This window comes from Novosphingobium sp. SG720, from assembly GCF_012275365.1.
In the GTDB taxonomy this organism is placed as follows: domain Bacteria; phylum Pseudomonadota; class Alphaproteobacteria; order Sphingomonadales; family Sphingomonadaceae; genus Novosphingobium; species Novosphingobium rhizosphaerae.
The window spans coordinates 119,234-138,765 of sequence record NZ_JAAZQN010000002.1 but is presented as its reverse complement, the minus strand read 5'-3'; the positions used below and the strand labels follow the sequence as shown (position 1 = coordinate 138,765).

General features: G+C 63.9%; 19 protein-coding genes. 11 read left to right on the top strand and 8 right to left on the bottom strand.

The window, feature by feature from the left end:
• Positions 1-2: 2 nt before the first annotated feature.
• A complete protein-coding gene (locus FHW94_RS10010; RefSeq protein ID WP_168555697.1) occupies positions 3-347 on the bottom strand; it encodes a hypothetical protein in 345 nt (114 codons plus the stop codon).
• A 94-nt stretch (positions 348-441) separates the two neighbouring features.
• On the opposite strand from FHW94_RS10010, the gene FHW94_RS10005 reads away from it, so the two are divergent.
• Complete coding sequence (locus tag FHW94_RS10005) at positions 442-2,049, top strand: cisplatin damage response ATP-dependent DNA ligase (protein WP_168555696.1); 1,608 nt, start codon at positions 442-444, stop codon at positions 2,047-2,049.
• Positions 2,050-2,120: 71 nt separating this feature from the next.
• The gene (locus FHW94_RS10000; protein ID WP_168555695.1) at positions 2,121-2,534 is read left to right on the top strand and encodes a group II truncated hemoglobin; all 414 of its coding nucleotides are present in this window, start codon (positions 2,121-2,123) and stop codon (positions 2,532-2,534) included.
• Positions 2,535-2,541: 7 nt separating this feature from the next.
• Here the strand turns inward: FHW94_RS10000 and FHW94_RS09995 are convergent, their stop codons facing one another.
• Complete coding sequence (locus FHW94_RS09995) at positions 2,542-3,888, bottom strand: TldD/PmbA family protein (RefSeq protein ID WP_168555694.1); 1,347 nt, start codon at positions 3,886-3,888, stop codon at positions 2,542-2,544.
• A gap of 85 nt (positions 3,889-3,973) precedes the next feature.
• The gene (locus FHW94_RS09990) at positions 3,974-4,369 is read right to left on the bottom strand and encodes a hypothetical protein (protein WP_168555693.1); all 396 of its coding nucleotides are present in this window, start codon (positions 4,367-4,369) and stop codon (positions 3,974-3,976) included.
• A gap of 246 nt (positions 4,370-4,615) precedes the next feature.
• On the opposite strand from FHW94_RS09990, the gene lptB reads away from it, so the two are divergent.
• From lptB to ctrA, 4 genes are all read left to right on the top strand, one after another.
• Positions 4,616-5,404: an LPS export ABC transporter ATP-binding protein gene (lptB, locus tag FHW94_RS09985; RefSeq protein ID WP_168555692.1), complete on the top strand. Its 789-nt coding sequence runs from the start codon at positions 4,616-4,618 to the stop codon at positions 5,402-5,404.
• 52 nt (positions 5,405-5,456) lie between these two features.
• The gene (rpoN, locus tag FHW94_RS09980; RefSeq protein ID WP_168555691.1) at positions 5,457-6,974 is read left to right on the top strand and encodes an RNA polymerase factor sigma-54; all 1,518 of its coding nucleotides are present in this window, start codon (positions 5,457-5,459) and stop codon (positions 6,972-6,974) included.
• Between the two features lie 71 nt (positions 6,975-7,045).
• Positions 7,046-8,203: a tetratricopeptide repeat protein gene (locus tag FHW94_RS09975; protein WP_168555690.1), complete on the top strand. Its 1,158-nt coding sequence runs from the start codon at positions 7,046-7,048 to the stop codon at positions 8,201-8,203.
• 318 nt (positions 8,204-8,521) lie between these two features.
• A complete protein-coding gene (ctrA, locus tag FHW94_RS09970; RefSeq protein ID WP_110764144.1) occupies positions 8,522-9,223 on the top strand; it encodes a response regulator transcription factor CtrA in 702 nt (233 codons plus the stop codon).
• Positions 9,224-9,615: 392 nt separating this feature from the next.
• On the opposite strand, the gene FHW94_RS09965 is transcribed toward ctrA, so the two are convergent.
• Positions 9,616-10,038, bottom strand: coding sequence for a DUF4826 family protein (locus FHW94_RS09965; RefSeq protein WP_168555689.1), 423 nt, complete (start codon positions 10,036-10,038; stop codon positions 9,616-9,618).
• A 199-nt stretch (positions 10,039-10,237) separates the two neighbouring features.
• A complete protein-coding gene (locus FHW94_RS09960) occupies positions 10,238-11,536 on the bottom strand; it encodes an FAD-binding oxidoreductase (protein WP_168555688.1) in 1,299 nt (432 codons plus the stop codon).
• Positions 11,537-11,636: 100 nt separating this feature from the next.
• Here FHW94_RS09960 and FHW94_RS09955 point away from each other — a divergent pair, with 100 nt between their 5' ends.
• Together FHW94_RS09955 and FHW94_RS09950 are read left to right on the top strand one after the other, a co-directional pair.
• Complete coding sequence (locus FHW94_RS09955; protein WP_168555687.1) at positions 11,637-12,350, top strand: tRNA (guanine(46)-N(7))-methyltransferase TrmB; 714 nt, start codon at positions 11,637-11,639, stop codon at positions 12,348-12,350.
• 128 nt (positions 12,351-12,478) lie between these two features.
• Entirely contained in the window at positions 12,479-13,720 is a 1,242-nt protein-coding gene (locus tag FHW94_RS09950) for an integrase family protein (RefSeq protein WP_168555686.1), read from the top strand.
• Positions 13,721-13,831: 111 nt separating this feature from the next.
• Here FHW94_RS09950 and FHW94_RS09945 read toward each other — a convergent pair whose 3' ends face one another.
• Together FHW94_RS09945 and FHW94_RS09940 are read right to left on the bottom strand one after the other, a co-directional pair.
• Positions 13,832-14,935: a hypothetical protein gene (locus tag FHW94_RS09945; protein WP_168555685.1), complete on the bottom strand. Its 1,104-nt coding sequence runs from the start codon at positions 14,933-14,935 to the stop codon at positions 13,832-13,834.
• A gap of 3 nt (positions 14,936-14,938) precedes the next feature.
• On the bottom strand, positions 14,939-15,274 hold the full coding sequence (locus FHW94_RS09940) for a hypothetical protein (protein WP_168555684.1): 336 nt from the start codon (positions 15,272-15,274) through the stop codon (positions 14,939-14,941).
• A 202-nt stretch (positions 15,275-15,476) separates the two neighbouring features.
• Here FHW94_RS09940 and FHW94_RS09935 point away from each other — a divergent pair, with 202 nt between their 5' ends.
• A complete protein-coding gene (locus FHW94_RS09935; protein WP_210425599.1) occupies positions 15,477-16,586 on the top strand; it encodes an IS110 family transposase in 1,110 nt (369 codons plus the stop codon).
• 120 nt (positions 16,587-16,706) lie between these two features.
• Here FHW94_RS09935 and FHW94_RS09930 read toward each other — a convergent pair whose 3' ends face one another.
• Positions 16,707-17,846, bottom strand: a complete 1,140-nt coding sequence (locus FHW94_RS09930; RefSeq protein WP_168555682.1) for a hypothetical protein — start codon at positions 17,844-17,846, stop codon at positions 16,707-16,709.
• A 5-nt stretch (positions 17,847-17,851) separates the two neighbouring features.
• Between FHW94_RS09930 and FHW94_RS09925 the strand changes: the two genes are divergently transcribed.
• Positions 17,852-18,622 (top strand): sigma-70 family RNA polymerase sigma factor, encoded by a 771-nt coding sequence (locus FHW94_RS09925; RefSeq protein ID WP_246866055.1) that lies wholly within the window; start codon positions 17,852-17,854, stop codon positions 18,620-18,622.
• A 74-nt stretch (positions 18,623-18,696) separates the two neighbouring features.
• On the top strand, positions 18,697-19,455 hold the full coding sequence (locus FHW94_RS09920; protein WP_168555681.1) for a LuxR family transcriptional regulator: 759 nt from the start codon (positions 18,697-18,699) through the stop codon (positions 19,453-19,455).
• Positions 19,456-19,532 lie beyond the last annotated feature (77 nt).

The following is a 19,532-nucleotide window of genomic DNA, read 5'->3' as shown; positions in this document are numbered from 1 at the left end:
CCTCAATGCAGGGCGGCGAGGTCCGTCTGCACCTTGCCCAGCACTTCGGGCGTGAGCTTGTCGGGGGCAAAGCCCGACAGGTCCTTGAGGCTCATGCTCTTGAAGCTCTCGAACTGCGGATGGCTGGCAAGGCCAGGCAGATCCTTGTCGATCACCGCCTTGGCCTGCGCATCGGCCACCAGGGTGGCGATCGGCGTATCGAGCGTGAAGCGGGTGCCAGTGGTGGGTGCGGTGGCGGGCGTGGACTGGCTCGCCGGCACGGTGGGTTCGGCCGCATGGGCGGGCGCCGCGGCCATCAGGGCGGCGGGCAGCGAAAGCAGGGCAATGGTGGCAAGACGCTGGGTCATATGCGTTTCCTGGCTGTGAGCCCTGGCCATACCACCGCGCGCGGCGGTGCGGCCAATGAATTCGGCTTAACTTCCAAGCGGGGGAGGGCCTGACATGGAACGCTTTGCCGCGCTCGTCGATGGCCTGGTCTATACCCGATCGCGCAACGGCAAGCTGGCATTGCTGGCCGACTACCTGCGCACCACGCCCGATCCCGATCGCGGCTGGGCGCTGGCAGCATTGACCGATGGGCTGGATTTTCCGGCGGTGAAGGCCGGTACCGTGCGCGGCCTGCTCGATGCGCGGGTGGACGAAGTGCTGTGGCGCCTGTCGCGCGATTATGTGGGCGATACGGCGGAAACGGCCAGCCTGCTTTGGCCAGAACCGCATGCGCCCCAGCCACCCCCGCCCAGTGTGACCGAGGTGGTGGAAACGTTGGCCGGCGCGACCCGCGCCACGGCGGCGGAGCGGCTAGCCGGGCTGCTCGACCGGCTCGATGCCAATGGGCGCTATGCCCTGCTCAAGCTGGCGACCGGGGCGATGCGCATCGGCCTGTCCGCGCGGCTGGCCAAAGTGGCGTTTGCCCAAGCCTTTGGCGTGGATGTGGAGGCGGTGGAGGAGCTGTGGCACGGCCAGGCGCCGCCCTATGCCGACCTGTTTGCCTGGGCCGCCGATGGCGCGCCGCCGCCCGACGCGCAAAGCTTGCCGCTGTTCCGCCCGTTCATGCTGGCCCAGCCGCTGGAAGAGACGGTTGTGGACCTGAGCGCCTTTGCCGCCGAATGGAAATGGGACGGCATTCGCGTTCAACTGGTTCATGTGCCCGGCCAAGACGGCGGGCAGTCTCGGCTCTATTCGCGCGGGGGCGACGATATCTCCGCCAGTTTTCCCGAAATGACCGATGCGTTGCGCGTGCCAGCGGTGCTCGACGGCGAATTGCTGGTGCGTGGCAGCCATCAAGGCGGCGAAGCGGGCGGCGCGGCCAGTTTCAACGCGTTGCAGCAAAGGCTCGGGCGCAAAAGCGTGAGCAAGGCGATGCTGGCCGAATATCCCGCGTTCGTGCGGCTTTATGACGTGTTGCTGCTGGAAGGCGAAGACTTGCGCCCGCTGGGCTGGGAAGCGCGGCGCGCGGCGCTGGAAGACCTAGTGCCCCGGCTGGACCCCGCGCGGTTCGACATTTCGCCGGTGATCGCGGCAGAAACCCTCGATGAGCTTGGCGAAATTCGCGCCCGCGCGCGCGACGACGCGATCGAGGGGGTGATGCTCAAGCGCCGCGATGCGCCCTATGTGGCGGGGCGCCGCACCGGTCTGTGGTACAAGTGGAAGCGCGATCCGCTGCTGATCGACTGCGTGCTGATGTATGCGCAGCGGGGCAGTGGCAAGCGATCGTCGTTCTATTCCGATTTCACCTTTGGTTGCTGGGACGGCGATCCCGATGCCGGGGCAGACCTGCTGCCGGTGGGCAAGGCCTATTTCGGGTTCACCGACGAGGAACTCAAATGGCTGGATCGCTTCGTGCGGCAGCACACCGTCAACCGCTTTGGCCCGGTGCGCGAGGTGGATCGCAGCCTGGTGCTGGAAGTGGCGTTCGATTCGGTCCATGCCAGCAAACGGCACAAGTCTGGCCTGGCCATGCGTTTCCCGCGCATCCACCGCATCCGTGCCGACAAGCCCGCGCACGAGGCGGACCGCCTGGATACCTTGCGCGGCCTGGTGGCGGATTGATACCGGTCAACGCGGCTGCCCGCGCGCGGCGATAGGGACAAGCATCCCATCCCTTGCGCGAAAGGCCCATCATGGCAGCCTCTGCCGAAGCCACGCTTGCTACCCCGTTCGAACGCATCGGTGGCCATGCCGCCCTGCGCCGCATCACCGACCGGTTCTATGACCTGATGGAAAGCGATCCGGCTTATGCCGCCTTGCGCGCGATGCACGCGGCCGACCTGGCGCCGATGCGCGCCGCGCTGCCCAGCTTCCTGGCCGGCTGGTGCGGCGGCCCGCGCGATTGGTGGCAGGCCAATCCGGGCAAGTGCATGATGTCGCTGCACAGCCCCTTTCCGATCGACCAGGAAACGGCCGGTCAATGGGCGCAAGCGATGCGTCGCGCGATTGCCGATGTGGCGCCGGCCGATGCCGAGCTGGCGCAGGCGATGGGCGACGTGCTGGAGCGCATGGCGCTGGGCATGGCGCGCGATGGCGCGCGCGGGTAGCGCGCCTTCAGTCCCCCGCCACGCTCATGCCGTCGATGCGCAGGGTGGGCACGTCGATGCCGCGTTCGATCTTGAGGTCGTCGGCCGGGACCAGCGCGGCGAACATGTCGAGCAGGTTGCCGGCGACGGTGAATTCCGCGATCGGGCCGGCGATTTCGCCGTTGACGATGCGGAACCCGGCCGCGCCCCGGCTGTAATCGCCGGTCACGCCATTGACGCCGTGGCCGATCAGTTCGGTGACATAGACGCCATCGGCGATATCGGCGATCAACTGCGCGCGCGTCACTTTGCCCGGTTCGATCACCAGGTTGCCCGCCGTCACATGCGGCGCGCCCGATCCCCCGCGCGAGGCGTGGCCGGTGGGCGCGGCGCCCAATTGGCGGGCGGCGGCGCTGTCCATCAGCCAGCCGGTGAGGCGGCCGGCATCGACCAGCTTGCGCGGGGCGGTGGGTAGGCCTTCGCCATCGAACGGGCGGGAGCGCAGCCCGCGCCGGCGCAGCGGATCGTCGGTGATCGTCACGCCCGTATCGAAGATCTGCGCGCCATCCTTGCCCAGGAGGAAGCTCGCGCGGCGGGCAATCGCCGAACCCGAGATGGCGCCGAGCAGATGGCCGACCAGCGAACCGCCCACGCGCGGATCGAACACCACCGGCACCGCGCCGCTTTTCACGCGGCCGGGGCCCAGCCGCGCGACGGCACGCTCGCCCGCTTCGCGACCGATGTCGGCGGCGGCACGCAAGTCTTCGACAAAGCGCGTGCTGGCCCAGGCATAGTCACGCTGCAAGGCGCCGCCTTCACCCGCGATCACGCTGGCCGAGACCGAGTGGCTGCTGGCGGCATAGGCACCGGCAAAGCCGTGGCTGGTGGCGAGCGCCACCACGCCGCGCCCGCTGCTGGCGCTGCCGCCCTCGCTGTTGGTCACGCCGGGCACGGCGCGGGCGGCGTCTTCGGCTTCCTGCGCCAGGCGGCGCAGATCGGCCGGCGCCGGTTCGGCCGGATCGTCCAATTCCAGATCGGGGAAGGGGCCGCGTGCCAGCAGGGTCTCGTCGGCGAGGCCGGCAAAGCGATCGGCGGGCGCGGCGCGGGCCATGGCCACGGCGCGCGCGGCCAGTTCATCGAGCGCGGCATCGCCAAGGTCGGTTGAACCGATCGAGGCCGAGGCGCCATCGACGAACACGCGCAAGCCGATATGTTCGGATTCGGAGCGCTCCACGTCTTCCAGCGCCCCCAGGCGCACGCTCACGCTTTCCGACCCGCTGGCAAGGTACACCGCATCGCCTGCCTGCGCCCCGGCGCGGGCGGCACGGTCGATCAAGGCCTGGCAACGCTCCTGGGCCTGGGCGGGGGTCAACATCGGCGTACTCCAGCTTGGCCGGCCGCCTATGGCCGGGCTGCGCTGCTCCTAGCCGTTGGGGGAGGCGGCGGCAATCAGCCGCCCATCAACCTGCTATAAGGGCCAAGAGGCCTTCGATCACCACGGTAACCAGCAACGGCAGGCCGATCGACACGGCCCAGATGGTCAACCGGGCACGCGTCAGCGCCTGGGCCAGGGCGGCCGGATCATCGACCAGGCGCAGGGCCGTTGCGTCCCATTTCTTTTCCATGCGGCGGTAGAGCGGGATGATCGCGCCGACCAATGCCACCAGCGCCAGCATCGGCAGCAGCGTGTTGTCGGCCTCTTCCAGCGCCCGCATCGTCAGGAAGATCTGCAAAGCGGTATAGACCATCAGCCCATAGGCCACGGCGTTGCTGATGCGCTTGTGCGCCGCTTCGATCCTGATGGCGCGCTCGCTTTCCGATGTGCGCGCGGGGATGAAAGACCCGGTTGTGCCCATGATGGCCCCTCTCATGCGCCAATGGTGTGGGTTGCATAACACCATGGCCCTCGCCCCGGCGCAAGGGCCCTGCACGCCGCGCTGTCCCACCTGGGGAAAAGGGCCGAAGCGATAGGGATTGGCCATAAGGAAAGGCCCGGATAGGCGCGGGCGCCGATGTGCCGGATGGCCCATCCCATGCACGAACCTTGCCAAGGACAACGGCTTGGGCTTTGCCCTGGCGCCGGACCCGGCTATGGGTGGGGCATGACTGGCTCTTCCTCTGCGCTCGCGCCTGCATCGGCGCCTGGTTCCGCCGCCGTGCCCATTCCGCAGGGCGGGCTAGAGGTGGTGTCCATCGCCAAGTCCTATGACAAGCGGGCGGTCCTAACCGACATTTCGCTGTCGGTGGGCAAGGGCGAAGTGCTCGGCCTGCTCGGCCCCAATGGCGCGGGCAAGACCACCTGCTTTTATTCGATCATGGGGCTGGTGCGGCCGGATTCGGGCCGCATCCTGCTCGATGGCGTGGATATCACCAAGCTGCCGATGTACCGCCGCTCGGTGCTGGGGCTGGGCTATCTGCCGCAGGAAACCTCGATCTTTCGCGGCATGACGGTGGAACAGAACATCGCCACCGTGCTGGAACTGGTGGAGCCGGACAAGGCCACCCGCGTGGCCGAACTGGACCGCTTGCTCGACGAATTCAGCCTGACCCGGCTGCGCACGAGCCCGGCCATGGCGCTTTCGGGCGGTGAGCGGCGGCGCTGTGAAATCGCCCGCGCGCTGGCCGCACGGCCTTCGATCATCCTGCTCGACGAACCCTTTGCCGGGATCGACCCGCTCTCGATCAGCGATATCCGCGATCTGGTGAAGGACTTGAAGAAGCGCGGCATCGGCGTGCTGATCACCGACCACAACGTGCGCGAAACGCTCGATATCGTCGATCGCGCCTGCATCATCTATGGCGGGCAGGTGCTGTTTGCCGGCAGCCCCGAAGCGCTGGTGGCCGATCCCAACGTGCGCCGGCTCTATCTGGGCGAGGGCTTTACGCTGTGAGGCGTGGCGCCTTTCGCATTCCCTTTACCATACGCGCCTAACACGGCCGGCCATGGCCCTTGGTCCTCGCCTCGATATCCGCCAGTCGCAATCGCTGGTGATGACGCCGCAGTTGCAGCAAGCGATCAAGCTGCTGGCGCTGTCGAATCTCGAGGTCGAGACGTTCATCGGCGAAGCGCTGGATGCCAACCCGCTGCTGGAAATCGGCGATACAGCGCCGGCGCTGCCCGGCGGCGAGGACGGCGTGCCCGAAGAGGGGCGCCGCACCCATCTGGAATCGAGCCCGGTGGACCAGCTGGTGGGCGAAGGCCGTGCGGCAGAAGATCGTCCGCTCGATATCGACACTGCTGCGCTCGATCTTGATCGCGACACCGGTGACGGCGGCCTTGCAAGCCCGGCGCCGGGCCTGGGCGAAGGCAGCATCGGCGCCGAGACCGGCGGCGGTGGCGAAGGCCCGGATATCGACGAGCGCGCGAGCGGGGCAGCCTCGCTGGCCGAGCATCTGCATGGCCAGATCGGGGTGACCACGTCCGACGCCAGGGCGCTGTTCGTGGCGCGCTGGCTGATCGACCAGTTGGACGAGACCGGCTATCTGCGCATGAGCCTGCCCGAAGTGGCCGAGGCGCTGGGCGTGCCCCTGGCGCTGGTGGAACAGGCGCTGGCGCTCGTCCAGTCGCTCGATCCCACCGGTGTTGGTGCGCGCAGCCTGGGCGAATGCCTGGCGCTGCAGGCGCGCGAGGCGGATCGCTATGATCCGATCATGGCCCGCCTGCTCGACAACCTGGAACTGCTGGGCCGTGGCGAACTGGCCCGCCTGCGCCGCCTGTGCGGGGTGGACGAGGAAGACTTTGCCGACATGCTGGCCGAATTGCGCGGCTATGATCCCAAGCCGGGGTTGCGTTTCGGCAGCGGCCCGGCCGAGGCGATCAGCCCCGACATTCTCATCGGCCCGGCGCCCGACGGCGGCTGGGCGATCAGCCTCAATCCCGCCACGCTGCCACGGGTGCTGATCAATCGCAGCTATTACGTCGAAATGCGCCGCTCTTGCGTGGGCAAGGCGGCGCGGGCCTGGCTGGGCGAAAAGCTGGCCGATGCCAACTGGCTGGTGAAAGCGCTGGATCAGCGGCAGAAGACCATCCTCAAAGTGGCGGCCGAGATCGTGAAGCAGCAGGACGGCTTTTTCCGCCACGGCGTCTCGCATTTGCGCCCGCTGACACTACGCACTGTGGCCGAGGCGGTGCAGATGCACGAAAGCACGATCAGCCGGGTGACGTCGAACAAGTACCTGCATTGCCGGCGCGGCACGTTCGAATTGAAGTATTTCTTCACCTCCGGCGTGGCGGGGACCGATGGCGAAGGGGTTTCGGCCGAAGCGGTGAAGGCCGCGATTCGCCAGCTGATCGACGGCGAGGACCCCAAGGCGATCCTGTCCGACGATGCCCTGGTCGATCTGCTCAAGGCGCGCGGGTTCGATCTGGCGCGGCGCACCGTGGCCAAGTATCGCGAGGCGATCGGCCTGGGCAGTTCGGTGCAGCGGCGCCGCCAAAAAGCCCTGGCCGGGGTTCGTTGACCGGCTTGCGTTGACCGGGGGGGCATGCCCAAGATAATGCGGCGGCGCGGAAAGGGCCGGGGAACCCCGGCATGAGGGACGACACGATGAACCAGACCGACGAGACTCCTCCTGCCGGCGGGCCGCAACCGCCGGTGTGGCGTGGCGTGGCGATCGGGGTTCTGACGGTGGCGGCGATCGTGGGCGGCGGCATCGGCATCTATCGCCTGGAGCGCCCGGCCGAACTGGTGGCGGCCGAGGCCGGGCCACCGCGCCCCGAAGTGGTGCCGGTGGTGCTGGATAGCGGCATGCCCGTGCCCGTGCCCGATGCCAGCACGGCGCCGACCGGCACGCCGGCCGCCAGCGCAGCGGATGCCACGCCCGATCCCACCCCCAGCCCCGAACCATCGCCGGTGGTGGACGATACCATCGCGCGGATGGAACAGCGGCTGAAGGACGATCCCGAAGACGTGCAGGGCTGGCGCATGCTGGGTTGGGCCTATTTCCAGAACGAACGCTACAAGGATGCGGCGCGCGCGCTGCGCCGGGCCACCTGGCTCGATGCCGATCATGCCGAAACCTTTTCGTTCCTGGGCGAGGCGCTGGTCATGGCCTCGCGCCGCGAAGGCAAGATGCCGCGCGCCGCGCGCCTGGCTTTCGACCACGCTCTGGCGCGCGATCCCAAGAATGCCCGCGCGCGTTACTTCAAGGCGCTCTCACTCGATCTGGCCGGGCAGCACCGCCGCGCGCTGCGCGCCTGGTTTGCCCAGTTGAGCGAGACGCCGCCCGATGCGCCCTATGCCAGCGATATCCGCAGCGTGATCCGCTCGGTGGGCAAGCGCCACCATATCGAAGTGGAAAAGCGCCTGGCGATTGCCGATGCCCAGGCGCGCCTGCCCAAGCCCGACAAGACCAAGGGCGGGGCAAAGGACGGCGCGAAGGACCACAAGAAGGGTGCACTGCCCGGGCCCGCCAATGCCGAACTCAAGATCGTGTCGGGCACGCCCGCCGGCAGCGGTGCGCGCGATGCCATGGCGCGCGGCATGGTGGATGGCCTGGAAGCCCGGCTGGCGCGCAATCCGGCCAATGTCGATGGCTGGATCTTGTTGATTCGCAGCCGCGTGCAGCAGGGGCGGCGTGACGATGCGGTCAAGGCGCTGGACAAGGGCCTGGCCGCGTTCCGCGGGCAGCCGGCCAACGCGCAAAAGCTGCGCGATGCCGCGGCGCGCCTGGGAATCGTGACGGATTGAGCGATTTTAGCGCCGATCTACTCCGGAATGGGCGTTTTTCCCGATGGGTATTGGAAAAAATCGTTAACCCTGTGGACTTACGATTGGGCAAAGCAGACAGTATCGCCGATGGCCTTGGGGGGCATTAAGGTACGCCGTTTGCGCAAGAGCGAATAATTCGGCGTTGCCCGCCATGCCTGCTGGTTAATGCCGACCGACACGGGACCTGTGCTTACGTTAAATTAACCTTTCATGTTCATTGGTCCTATGGTTAATGACGGGCACGCGCCTCAATTCGCAGAGGCTGGTGCCAGGGGAATGGCAAGAAGGGGCTGATCCATGCGCGTGCTGCTGATCGAGGACGAGCCGGCAACGGCCAAGGCCATCGAATTGATGCTGACGGCCGAAGGGTTCAATGTCTACTCCACCGACCTGGGGGAGGAAGGCCTCGATCTCGGCAAGCTGTATGACTACGATATCATCCTGCTCGACCTGAACCTGCCCGACATGCACGGGTACGACGTGCTCAAGAAGCTGCGCGTCGCCAAAGTGCAGACGCCGGTGCTGATCCTTTCGGGCATTTCGGAAATGGACTCCAAGGTCCGCTCGTTCGGCTTCGGCGCCGACGACTATGTGACCAAGCCCTTCCACCGCGAAGAGCTGATCGCCCGCATCCACGCCGTGGTGCGCCGGTCCAAGGGCCATTCGCAGTCGGTCATCCGCACCGGCAAGCTTTCGGTCAATCTCGATGCCAAGACGGTGGAAGTGGACGCCGCGCGCGTGCACCTGACCGGCAAGGAATACGCGATGCTGGAACTGCTCTCGCTGCGCAAGGGCACCACGCTGACCAAGGAAATGTTCCTCAACCATCTCTATGGCGGGATGGACGAGCCGGAACTCAAGATCATCGACGTGTTCATCTGCAAGCTGCGCAAGAAACTGGCCCACGCCTGCGGCGGCGAGAACTACATCGAAACCGTCTGGGGCCGCGGCTATGTGCTGCGCGATCCCGACGACATGTCGGCCATCGAAGCGGCCTGACACTCTACCCCAGCAAACAATCCCGAAGCGGCCCGTTCCCACGACGGGCCGTTTTCGTTTGGTGTTTCACGTGTAACATTGGTGGGCAGTGGGTGGACTCGATGGGGCGCGGCTGACGGCCTGTATGTGTGTTGGGTGGCGCAAGTTGTCTGGGCCGCCTACAACTTCGTCATTCCCGCGCAGGCGGGAATCCAGTGGCAACCCCGCGACAAGGACAACCATCCGCTTTTTGATGCCACCTCGGAATCTGGATTCCTGCCTGCGCGGGAATGACGAGGGTGTGGGGGTGAAAGTGGTGGGACGTTGCCTTCTGGGGCCGAGAGCAGCCGGCCGCTATCGGACCTCCTGGCAATAGCTGGATATGACCGAACAATTGGCAGAGCGGACGCGATTTACTCGTCCCAGATCGCGTCATCCTCCGCGATCTCCAGGAACATTTTCGCGCGCGCGGCAAGCAGAGGGGCCAGCTCTGCATGGCGCTTGCCGTCGCCCAATCGCCAGCTTTGGGCAGTTTCCCCCTTTAGCCATTGTTCCGCAGCAATCTGCCATCGCCGCCCGATGTCACGCAAGCCTTGTCGTGGGTGACGCTCGCCACGACATTCCGTGTAGTCTGTTGGAAAATCACCGGATATTGCCCACCATCCGACCGAACCGGGACGTTCTGCGCTTTCAACGGCCCACACCGATAAGAGCGGCGGCATATACCAAGCAGGCCATTCGCCCACACTTGTCGAGGCGCATTTTTCGCCAGCAAGATAAGCTATGACGTTGGCTCGCTGCTCGGCGCACCAGCGGTCTTCATCTTCGTCGGACATGTCGTCGGTCATGGCCAATTTAAGTGGTATGCATGGTCACAGATCAAGTCATTTTAGGACGGAGTCGGAAGCGGTACCTTCTAGGGCACGATCTCGGGTAGCTGCCCTACCGAGCCGCTCCGCGACTCCGCGTGCCAAATGGATTCACGCGGAATCGCGGAGATAGGGGTGAAACCCACCGCGCGCCCCGTCCAAACGCCTAGCGGAACTTCTCCAGCAGCAGATACCAGCGCATGCCGAGCGTGAGCAGCGGGTTGCCCAGCAGGTCGCCCAGGGGCAGGCGCACGGGCTTGAGCGCGGCGAAGACGTCGAAGCGTTCCATCGTGCCGGCAATGGCTTCGGCCATGACTTCGGCCACGACGTGGCTGGTGGCGACGCCGTGGCCGGAATAGCCCTGCGCGTACCACACGTTGCTGGCCAGCTTGCCCAGTTGCGGCGCGCGGTTGATCACGATGCCCATGGCGCAGGACCAGGCGTGGTCGATCTTCACGCCCTTGAGACGCGGGAACGTGGCCTCGATCGCCGGGCGCAGTTCCTCGGCAAAGGAGCGCGATTCGCGGCCCGAGTAGTTGGCGCCGCCGCCGAACAGCAGGCGCCCGTCGGCGGTGAGGCGATAGTAATCGAGCACGAAGCGGCAATCGTAGACGGCCAGGTCGTGCGGGTTGATCGCCTGCGCCGCTTCGCCCAGCGGTTCGGTGGTGACGATGCCGCCCACCGCCGGAAAGATCATGCCCGACAGCCGCTTGCGCTCCAGCTTGTGAGTGACGTCACCCGCGATCATCACCTGGTTGGCGGTGACGCGGCCCTGGGCCGTGACCACTTGCGGGCGCGGGCCGTGGACCACGTCGAGGACCGGGGAGCCCTCGAAAATCCGCACGCCCAGCCGCTCGGCTGCCTGCGCTTCCCCCAGGCACAGCTTGAGGGGGTGGAGGTGCATGTTGCGGCTGTTGAGCAGGCCCCCGCAATAGAGCGGGCTTTCCAGGTGATCGCGCATGCCGGCGGCATCGAGCAGCACGACATCGTCGCCCATGCCGCGCGCGCAGCCTTGCGCAAAGGTGTCTTCCAGTTCGGCCATGTGCGACGGCTTCATCGCGGCGTGGATGTGGCCGTGCTTGAGGTCGCAGTCGATGCCATGGCGCGCGACGCGCGCGGCGATCACGTCCTGGCCGTGCCAGCGCAGCCACCAGATGAAGTCATCGAGTTCCGCGCCCAGGCGGCGTTTCCATTGCCTGCGCAGTTCGCCTTCGCCCGACAGGCTGCCGGTGACCTGGCCACCGTTGCGCCCGCTCTGGCCCCAGCCGACGCGGTTGGCTTCCACCAGCACCACCGAAAAGCCCCGCTCGGCCAGTTCCAGCGCGGTGTTCACGCCGGTAAAGCCACCGCCAATGACGACTACGTCCGCGCTGTGATCACCTTGCAGCACCGGCCAAGCCACGTCGTTGGCCAGACTGGCGGAATAGTAGGTATGCGGGCGGGCAATGGTGGGATCGGTGACCATGGCCGATCTTTGCAAAGATCGATCACAGATCAAGCAAAACCGTGCGGTTTTTACCGCAGGCATTGACCAGGCCCCGCGCCCCTGCCATCGGCTGCGCCCCATGACGGCACACAAACCCGGCGATCCGACCACGCTCAACCGACTCTACGGCCGCGCCAAGGGCAAGCCCCTGCGCCAGGGGCAGCAAGCCCTGGTCGATACCCTGTTGCCGCGGATCGCGGTGCCGACAGAAGGGCCGGTTACCGCCAAGGCCCTGTTTGGCCACGATTGCCCGCTGCATTTCGAGATCGGCTTTGGCGGCGGCGAACACATGGCCTATCGCGCCGATCTCTTGCCCGATCACGGCTTTATCGGCGCCGAACCGTTTCTCAATGGCGTGGCCCAGGCGCTGACCCATGTGGATGGCGATAATGGCGCCCACCCGCCGCTGGGCAATGTGCGCATCCACCACGGCGATGCACTGGAAGTGCTGGAGCGGGTGCCCGATGGCACGCTGTCGTTCCTCTACCTGCTCCATCCCGATCCCTGGCCCAAGGCGCGCCATGCCAAGCGGCGGATGATGAACGACGGGCCGGTGGACCTGTTCGCCCGCAAGCTGAAGCCCGGCGGGGAATTCCGCTTTGGCACCGATCACCCGATCTACTTGCGCCACGCGCTGATGGTGATGCGCCGCCACACCGACCAGTTCCAGTGGCTGGCGCAGGGGCCGCAGGATTTCCAGCAGCGGCCCGCCGGCTGGCCCGAAACCCGCTATGCCGCCAAGGCGCGGGCGCAGGGGCACGAGATCTGGTACTTCCGTTACCGGCGGATTTAGATCAATAGCTTGTCACCATTAAATACTATATTTCAGTAGTTTAGTTCGAAACCCGCCGCCGTCCGCCGCCGCCGGTTTCCGTTCCGGTGATTGCTGGGTGATTACTTTTCTGGTACATGAGGTTCGTCATGGCCACCGGAAAAATCACCAAGCGAACCCTCGATGCTCTCCAGGCTGGGGCTGTTACCGGCTTCCTTTGGGATGACGAACTGAAGGGGTTCGGACTCAAGATTACCGCAGGCGGCTCTGCGTCCTATGTCGTCCAGTATCGTATGGGTGGACGCGAGGCGAAGACGCGTCGCTACACCATCGGCGGTCATGGCTCGCCATGGACGCCCTTCACCGCTCGCGAGGAGGCGACGAGACTCCTCCGCCTCGTCGCCCAAGGGATCGACCCGGTCGAATCGGATAAGCAGCGACGGCGCGAGGCTGTCGACCTTGCCTTTTCCAACTATGCCGATCGCTTTGCGGCGGATTGCAAAGGGAAAGGTTGGTCGACACTCGTAACGCGCTCACTTCGGCGACACGTCAAACCCGTCTTGCGGGACAAGGCGCTTCCCGCAATCACGCGCATTGATGTGGTGGCCGTGTTCGATAGCATGCCGGCAGCTCAGGCCGCCAATCGTCGTAACGTGTTCGCGGTGCTGAGGCGCCTATTTCGATGGGCGGTGAGCCGTGGCGACATCGACAGAAGCCCAATGGAAGGCATGGAAACGCCGAAAGCCGTTAAACCTCGCGAGCGCTGGCTGAGCGACAGCGAGTTGGCGAGGGTCTGGATCCATGCCCCGGAATGCCATCGGTGCTTTGGGTCGATCGTGCGACTCCTCATTGCTACCGGCCAGCGTCGTGAAGAGATCGGCGGGCTTCACTGGCAGGAGTTGGATCGCGGGGAGCGTGAGATGCGGCTGTCCGGCGATCGGACGAAGAACGGCGAGCCGACCACCATACCGCTCAATGACCTCGCGATGTCCGAACTCGACAAGGTGGCGGGAAGCGAAAAGTGGCCAATTCGCGGGAGGGTGTTTCCAACGGCGACCGGTGCGGCCTTCACGGCTTATCACAAGGGCAAGACGAAGCTCGATAAGCTGATTTCAAAGGGCAAAGGCAGTTCGATTGCCAAGGACGACGACAGTTCCATGCCGCCTTGGCGCCTCCACGACCTCAGGCGAACTCTGGCAACCGGCTTTCAAAGGCTCGGAGTCCGGTTTGAGGTGACCGAAGCGGTGCTCAACCATGTCGGTGGCTCGCGATCTGGAGTGGCGGGCATTTATCAACGCCACGACTGGAAACCTGAAAAGCGTGCAGCGCTTTCAACCTGGAACGATCATCTTTCCGGCGCCATCGAGGCGGTGCAAAATGCTTCCGCGTGAACGATGCCAGAGCTGGCTTCAGACTTGCGTTTCCGTGTCGCGTCGAGCGGCGGGACAGAAGTTCGAGTTCGAATCGCTCCGGACGCGGGGCCCCGCACTGGATACGGATGTTCAGCGGTGTGTCGTAAGGGTCGATGTTCCACCGAGTAGTCGACGCTTTCGCTGAGCTCTGCGGTGTTCACGAGCTGCCGCGCCAGGATCAATCCACATGACGAAATCCTTGGGGGCGTAGTCAGCGGCAAACGCGACCTCATCGAGCGGGTGCGCGTTGAACAACCGCGCGATATCCGGATCGAGCGCACCGCGACCGAGATTGGGACACCACGCGTTTGGCGGCTGACCGACGGTCTCGATGCGGAAGGGATCGTCCTGACGCGCCTGCCATTTCTCCTGCGCGGCGACCTTGATAACTTCGAGGTGGTTGAGAATAATGACGCCCTCAACCGCAGTAAAAGGCACTCGTATGCCATCGCGCTGATACCAAGACTTATCAGTGAGCAGGCCGGCCTCGGTGTGGCTGAGCGCTGATGTGATCTCGAAAATGTAGCCATCCCACAGAACCACCAAAAGGCCGGTGCGGGGCTTGGTTGAGAAGTCCCGGAACTTCCGCTCGGCGCTTACAAGAAAATCCTTGAGCACGTTGTCTCGCGGCAGCGTGGTGCCGTCACGCATGCCTGGCATATTGCCCAGCGGGCCTCTGACAGGCAATTGCCGGCCGTTGGCATCTCGCCGGTCCTGATAATCGATAAAAGCGGGGCACTTGACCTCGAACAGCCATTGGTGGGCAGGCGTGTCGATCAGAATCTCTGGCTTGGCACCGGTGACGGGATTGGTCGGTTCCAGTGTGAAGCTTGTGCCCTCAGGCCATTCGGCCTCGAACAAGGCGCGCGCGACGAGAATCTCACCGAGCTTTTGAATCAGTTGTTCGAAGCCGGCCCTCCAAGCTGCCGGGTCATCAAGGGTAGGCACGTAGCGGATGGCCGCAAGCTCTTCGACGAATCTGGATCCCGCGCCCGGCAGGCGCATGTCGATTGCGGCGAGAGCCTCAAGCAGCCGCTCACCAAATGGGGTAGTGGCGCCCGCGGCGAGATGCACGCTCAGCCACTCGCGACGTCCGTCCGTCACCTTGCGGTAGTGATCAGCGAACCGGACGCCGGCCGTCGCGTCAGCGCTGCCTGAACGCTGGGCGGCGTCGCGGGGTTCGCCGTGCACCATCGGTCAGGCCAGCCGAAATACGCGAGGATAATAAAATACCAGCATCTGCGATGCGTCGCGGACTTCGACACGGTCGGCCAGGCCGAGACCGACGGCATCACGGGCATGATTCTTGACCGCCTCGAACGGACTGCCCTTCCAGATTTCGACGCCGTCGGTCGCGCCGTTCTTCGTCCTGCTGATGTGGTACTCCATCATTCCCTCCATTGCGGCCTTGGAATATAGGAACTGGAACACACAATAACTCCTTCCGTTGGCGACGAGCGTGACGTGCGCGTAAAGGCTCGATAAAGGGCCAATGGCCGAATGGTCGCGGGGGGTGTGATCGCGCGAGAACATGTAGGGCTAAGACCCTGGCTCAAGTCATGCGACACCCCCCCGTTGTTTCGCGATCTAAACGCACTTTTAACCAACCCTAGCGATGAGGCCCGTCCCCTCAAGGGGCGCGAGGCACGGACGCCGTCCATTTCACGAAGGCGTTTTTCGACCTTGATTCAGGTCTTGGCGCCGGGTCTCGCGAAACATTGTAACGAGGCATTCTGTGGTAGAGCGACGGGTTTGGGTGGGGTTTGACGTAGGCGCTGACGAATTAGCTGCTTGTGCGAAATGCGACGAAGGATTGCCCATTGCCGAAGCATTGCTGCCAGCGACAATCGAAGGCGTTATCAGCTTTCTCGACGGCTGTGGCCAACCTGAGCATGTGACGATAGGCCTTGAGGCTGGATCAACCGGAATCCACCTAACCCGAAAACTACGTGATCATGGCTACAGGGTCCACGTCTTCGATACTCGGCAAGCCAGTAAATTTCTCGCCATTCGAGCAAACAAGACAGATCCGAATGATGCAAGCGGCCTCTCGGACTTAGTCCGTCTGGGAATGGGCGTCGTCTCGGAAGTGACGGTAAAAGGAATAGAATGCCAACTCCTTCGTTCGAAGCTAATGCTTCGGCAGAAGCTGATACAGCATCGTATGGCAGGTGAAGGCGCCATTAGGTCCGCTTTCCGCCTCAATGGTGGAAAGCTTGATAAGTGCTACTCCGCTACGAGCCTGCGCCGTAACGTCTTGGCCGAAATCAATAATATTCGAGAGCGGGAGGGATTTGACCTTTCCGATGATATCGTTCCGGTGCTGGACATCTGTGAGGCGACCAGGCGGCACTTGGAGAAGATAGATCGGGCCTTGATGCACATGGCGAAGGATCACCCCATATGCTCGCGCTTCCTTACGATTCCCGGCGTGGGGCCGATCACCGCCCTATCCTTCTACAGCAGCGTGGAAGACCCGGCACGATTTAAACGCAACGGCGATGTCGGAGCGTATCTCGGTTTGGTGCCGCGTCTCAAGCAGTCCGGTACTAGCTCCGTTAGATGGGGGATCAGTAAGATGGGGAACTCCATGACTCGGACTCATCTTGTAAGTGCGGCTGCGGCCATGATGCGGCAGAAGGGCGAAGTGGGGCCGCTTCGGGCTTGGGCTGACAATCTTCGGGAGCGCAGCAACTATAGGCGCGTGACCACGGCACTAGCGAGAAAGTTGGCGGTGGTCATGCTGTCGATGTGGAAGAGTGGTCAATCGTTCAAATTTAGCACTAACATCATAAGCGAACCTAAGTCGGAGGCGGAGGGGCCCATCACCAAACCCGCGGCTTAAGGAGAAAGATAAGCTGCCGGCCCTTGTCAAAGCCCGGGCTGACACCTATTGATACGGCACGAGTTTCGGAGCGAATGCTCCACACGAGCTAGACGGGCTGAGCATTCGGTGCTGCCCAACCTATTTTATCGAGGTCGCTCCCGTTGCGATGGCCTCGGCAGATTTGATCAAGATCTGCTCGAAAAGCGACCTCCCCCAATTGAACGCCTTTCCGCCCCTGCTTTCCTCAGCGGCTTGATCTGCCAGATTCTGTAGCCGCTGCGTCAGTTCGTCGATCCGCCCGGCGTGCGCCGCGCTGAAGGCTGCCATTGCCCCCGCAAACGCCGCGTCCTCCGCATTGTCCGAAGCGGGCTTCAGATCTTCGAAGCGCTTCAGCATTTTCTCGGTCAGGTCGCGAAGTCGAAGCCGGCGGCGGGCAATCTCCTTGACATCGGTTACGCTGACCAAATGCGAATAGGCGAAGAGCATCGCGTTTAGGTGGGCAAAGAGCACGCGCCGCGCGCGCTCGGTAGACGGTTCGCGACGCGACGCCGTGGGCGAGATTTGGACGGCGACCGTGTTGCGACGGGCCGACCCAGCAGCTGATGTGATGAACAGGCGATCATCGCCAGTTTCCAGGATCGGGCGACGGTCCTCTGTCTCCACCACCGGCAAGGTGACCGGAACGCGCAGATGGACAGTCGATGGGCCGAGCAAGAGGAAGCGGCCTTCGAGGTCGGCAGGCGGATAGCGCTTCAGTCCATCCCGCGTTGTTGTGGCCGTGAGATAGGCTCGGGCCAACGCAGTGCCGCACCGATCGAGGCGGCTTTCAGTCCGGGATTCGTCTGGCGAGCGAATCTCGACTTTTGTCTCTTTGATCGTTCGTGCGATTTCGGTCAGGTCATAGCGCAGCTCGGGATTCTCCGCGAAGAACGCCTGCTCGATTTCGGAGTCGGCCATGAAACCGAACTCGAAGCGGCCGGCGATGTCTCCATCAAAATACATCCGGCGGAACCAGAGCAGGAGTGGGATTTCCCGAGGCCAACCATCCTGCTTGTGGCGGACGGGTGTCGGGAACGCGACAGCATGATCGAACTCGACATAGCCGCGCTCGCCGATCAGGCCATAGCCCGTAGCATTGCGCGCTGACATCTTGCCAAAGCCGCGTACGAAGCACTCGCCGGGATCGTCGGCCGACCAGTCAGGTCGCGGCACTCGATCGAAGCGGTCGTCTGCGAGACAGCGGAGATCGGCGAAGGGTAGCTGTAACAGGCCAAACATCACCCATGCATGTCAGTGGCGGCGCGCGGGCGCCACCGATTTTTGGACGAGTCATCGCCGATCTGGATGGGATCCAAGGCACGGCCGACAGCACAAGCCCAGGGCCAATCCCTCTGTTTGGAGGGATTGTCAGCATCACCGACACCTTTTCTACTTCGACCGAATTGCCGCCGGAGGTCGCCGACGGTGCGATTTGGAGCGCGATTATGGTCCCCACCCCCAGCCAGTCGGCGTCATCGCCCGGCGCCCATTCATTGTCCAGCGAGAATGGGCCGACGACCTCGCTAATCGGACTTGGAGAACTTCATCGCATGCATTGTGCGCGACTGCTTCGCTTCTTCGCGCGCCACGGAGCGCGGCAGGACGCGGCCGATCTCGTTCAGGAAAGTTTCGCACGGCTCGCCGGCGTACGGGCAAAGTATGGCACGCCGATCGAACGGCCAGAAGCCTACCTCAGCACAATCGCCTCCAATCTGCTCCGAGACAGGGCCAAGATCGCACTGCGTTGTCCGCTGGCTTGGCATGTTCCGATCGACGAGGTCCCGGTGGCGGGGCACGATCCGATCGCCGCGCTTGAGGCGCGCGATCAGCTCAAACGACTTCAGGCCTCGCTGGCCCGTTTGTCGCCGAAGACCCGGTCAATCTTTCTCGCTCATCGCCGCGACGGCGTCAGCTATAAGGATATCGCCAATCAGACCGGTCTGAGTGTAAAAGCGATCGAGCGGCGTATGTCGAAAGCTATCGCCCATATTGATCGCGTGCGGCGAGCGCGCTGAAACGTGGCCATGGAACCGATTGGCACTGGAAGCCTCCAATTTACGGAACGACCTGTAATTGTGTGAGATCGCAAATGACCAAAGCTTTGGATTCGGCACAGCTAAGGGACTTTGAGGAAGTCGATAGGGCATGTGAAGCGGCCGAGACTAGCGCGCAGCTATCGGCGGTGATTGACGCTGCAATCCAGCAATTTGGATTCCGTTGGTTTGCGCTCGTCGATGACGGCGACTTGTACGAACATCGTCCGGACTGCTTGATGTTGACTAACTATCCGTCATCCTGGGTGGACGAGTTCATCAGCGCTCGACTGTATCGCGATGATCCGGTTCATGCCGCCAGCATCCGGAGTCCCACCGGCCTTTGTTGGGAACGCATCGCTGAAGTGATCGCCCCAACGCGCGCCCAGCTTTTGGTTCTTGAACGCGGCCGTGCTCACGGGCTCGTGACGGGTTATACGCTACCCTTCCGCATTCCCGGCGAGCGTGGTGCCTTTTTCACCATAGCCCGTCCAAAAGACCGGCCGTTCACCTATTCCGAAGCGACCGCAGCCCAGCTCTTCGGCGGAATGGCGTTTCAGAAAGGACGCGCTCTGATCAAAGGCCGCGCGGTCAAAGCTCATGGCAGCCCCCTCAGTCCGCGACAGATTGACTGTCTTCGATTGATCGCGGCTGGAAAAACCGAGTGGGAAATGGGCAAGATCCTCGGCCTCAGCCCCGGTACGATCCACGAATACGTTGAAGGTGCCCGGCGGCGCTATGGCGTAAAGACTCGAAGCCAGCTCGTGCTTGCTGCAGCTCGGGACGGTTATGTAAGCCTCAATTACCTGGTTTAATCAGCGAGCCCCTCCGTTCGGTAGGATTGCCGCTACCGTCCTTTGCCGATCAATTTCCTGAACTCGTGAAACGGCAA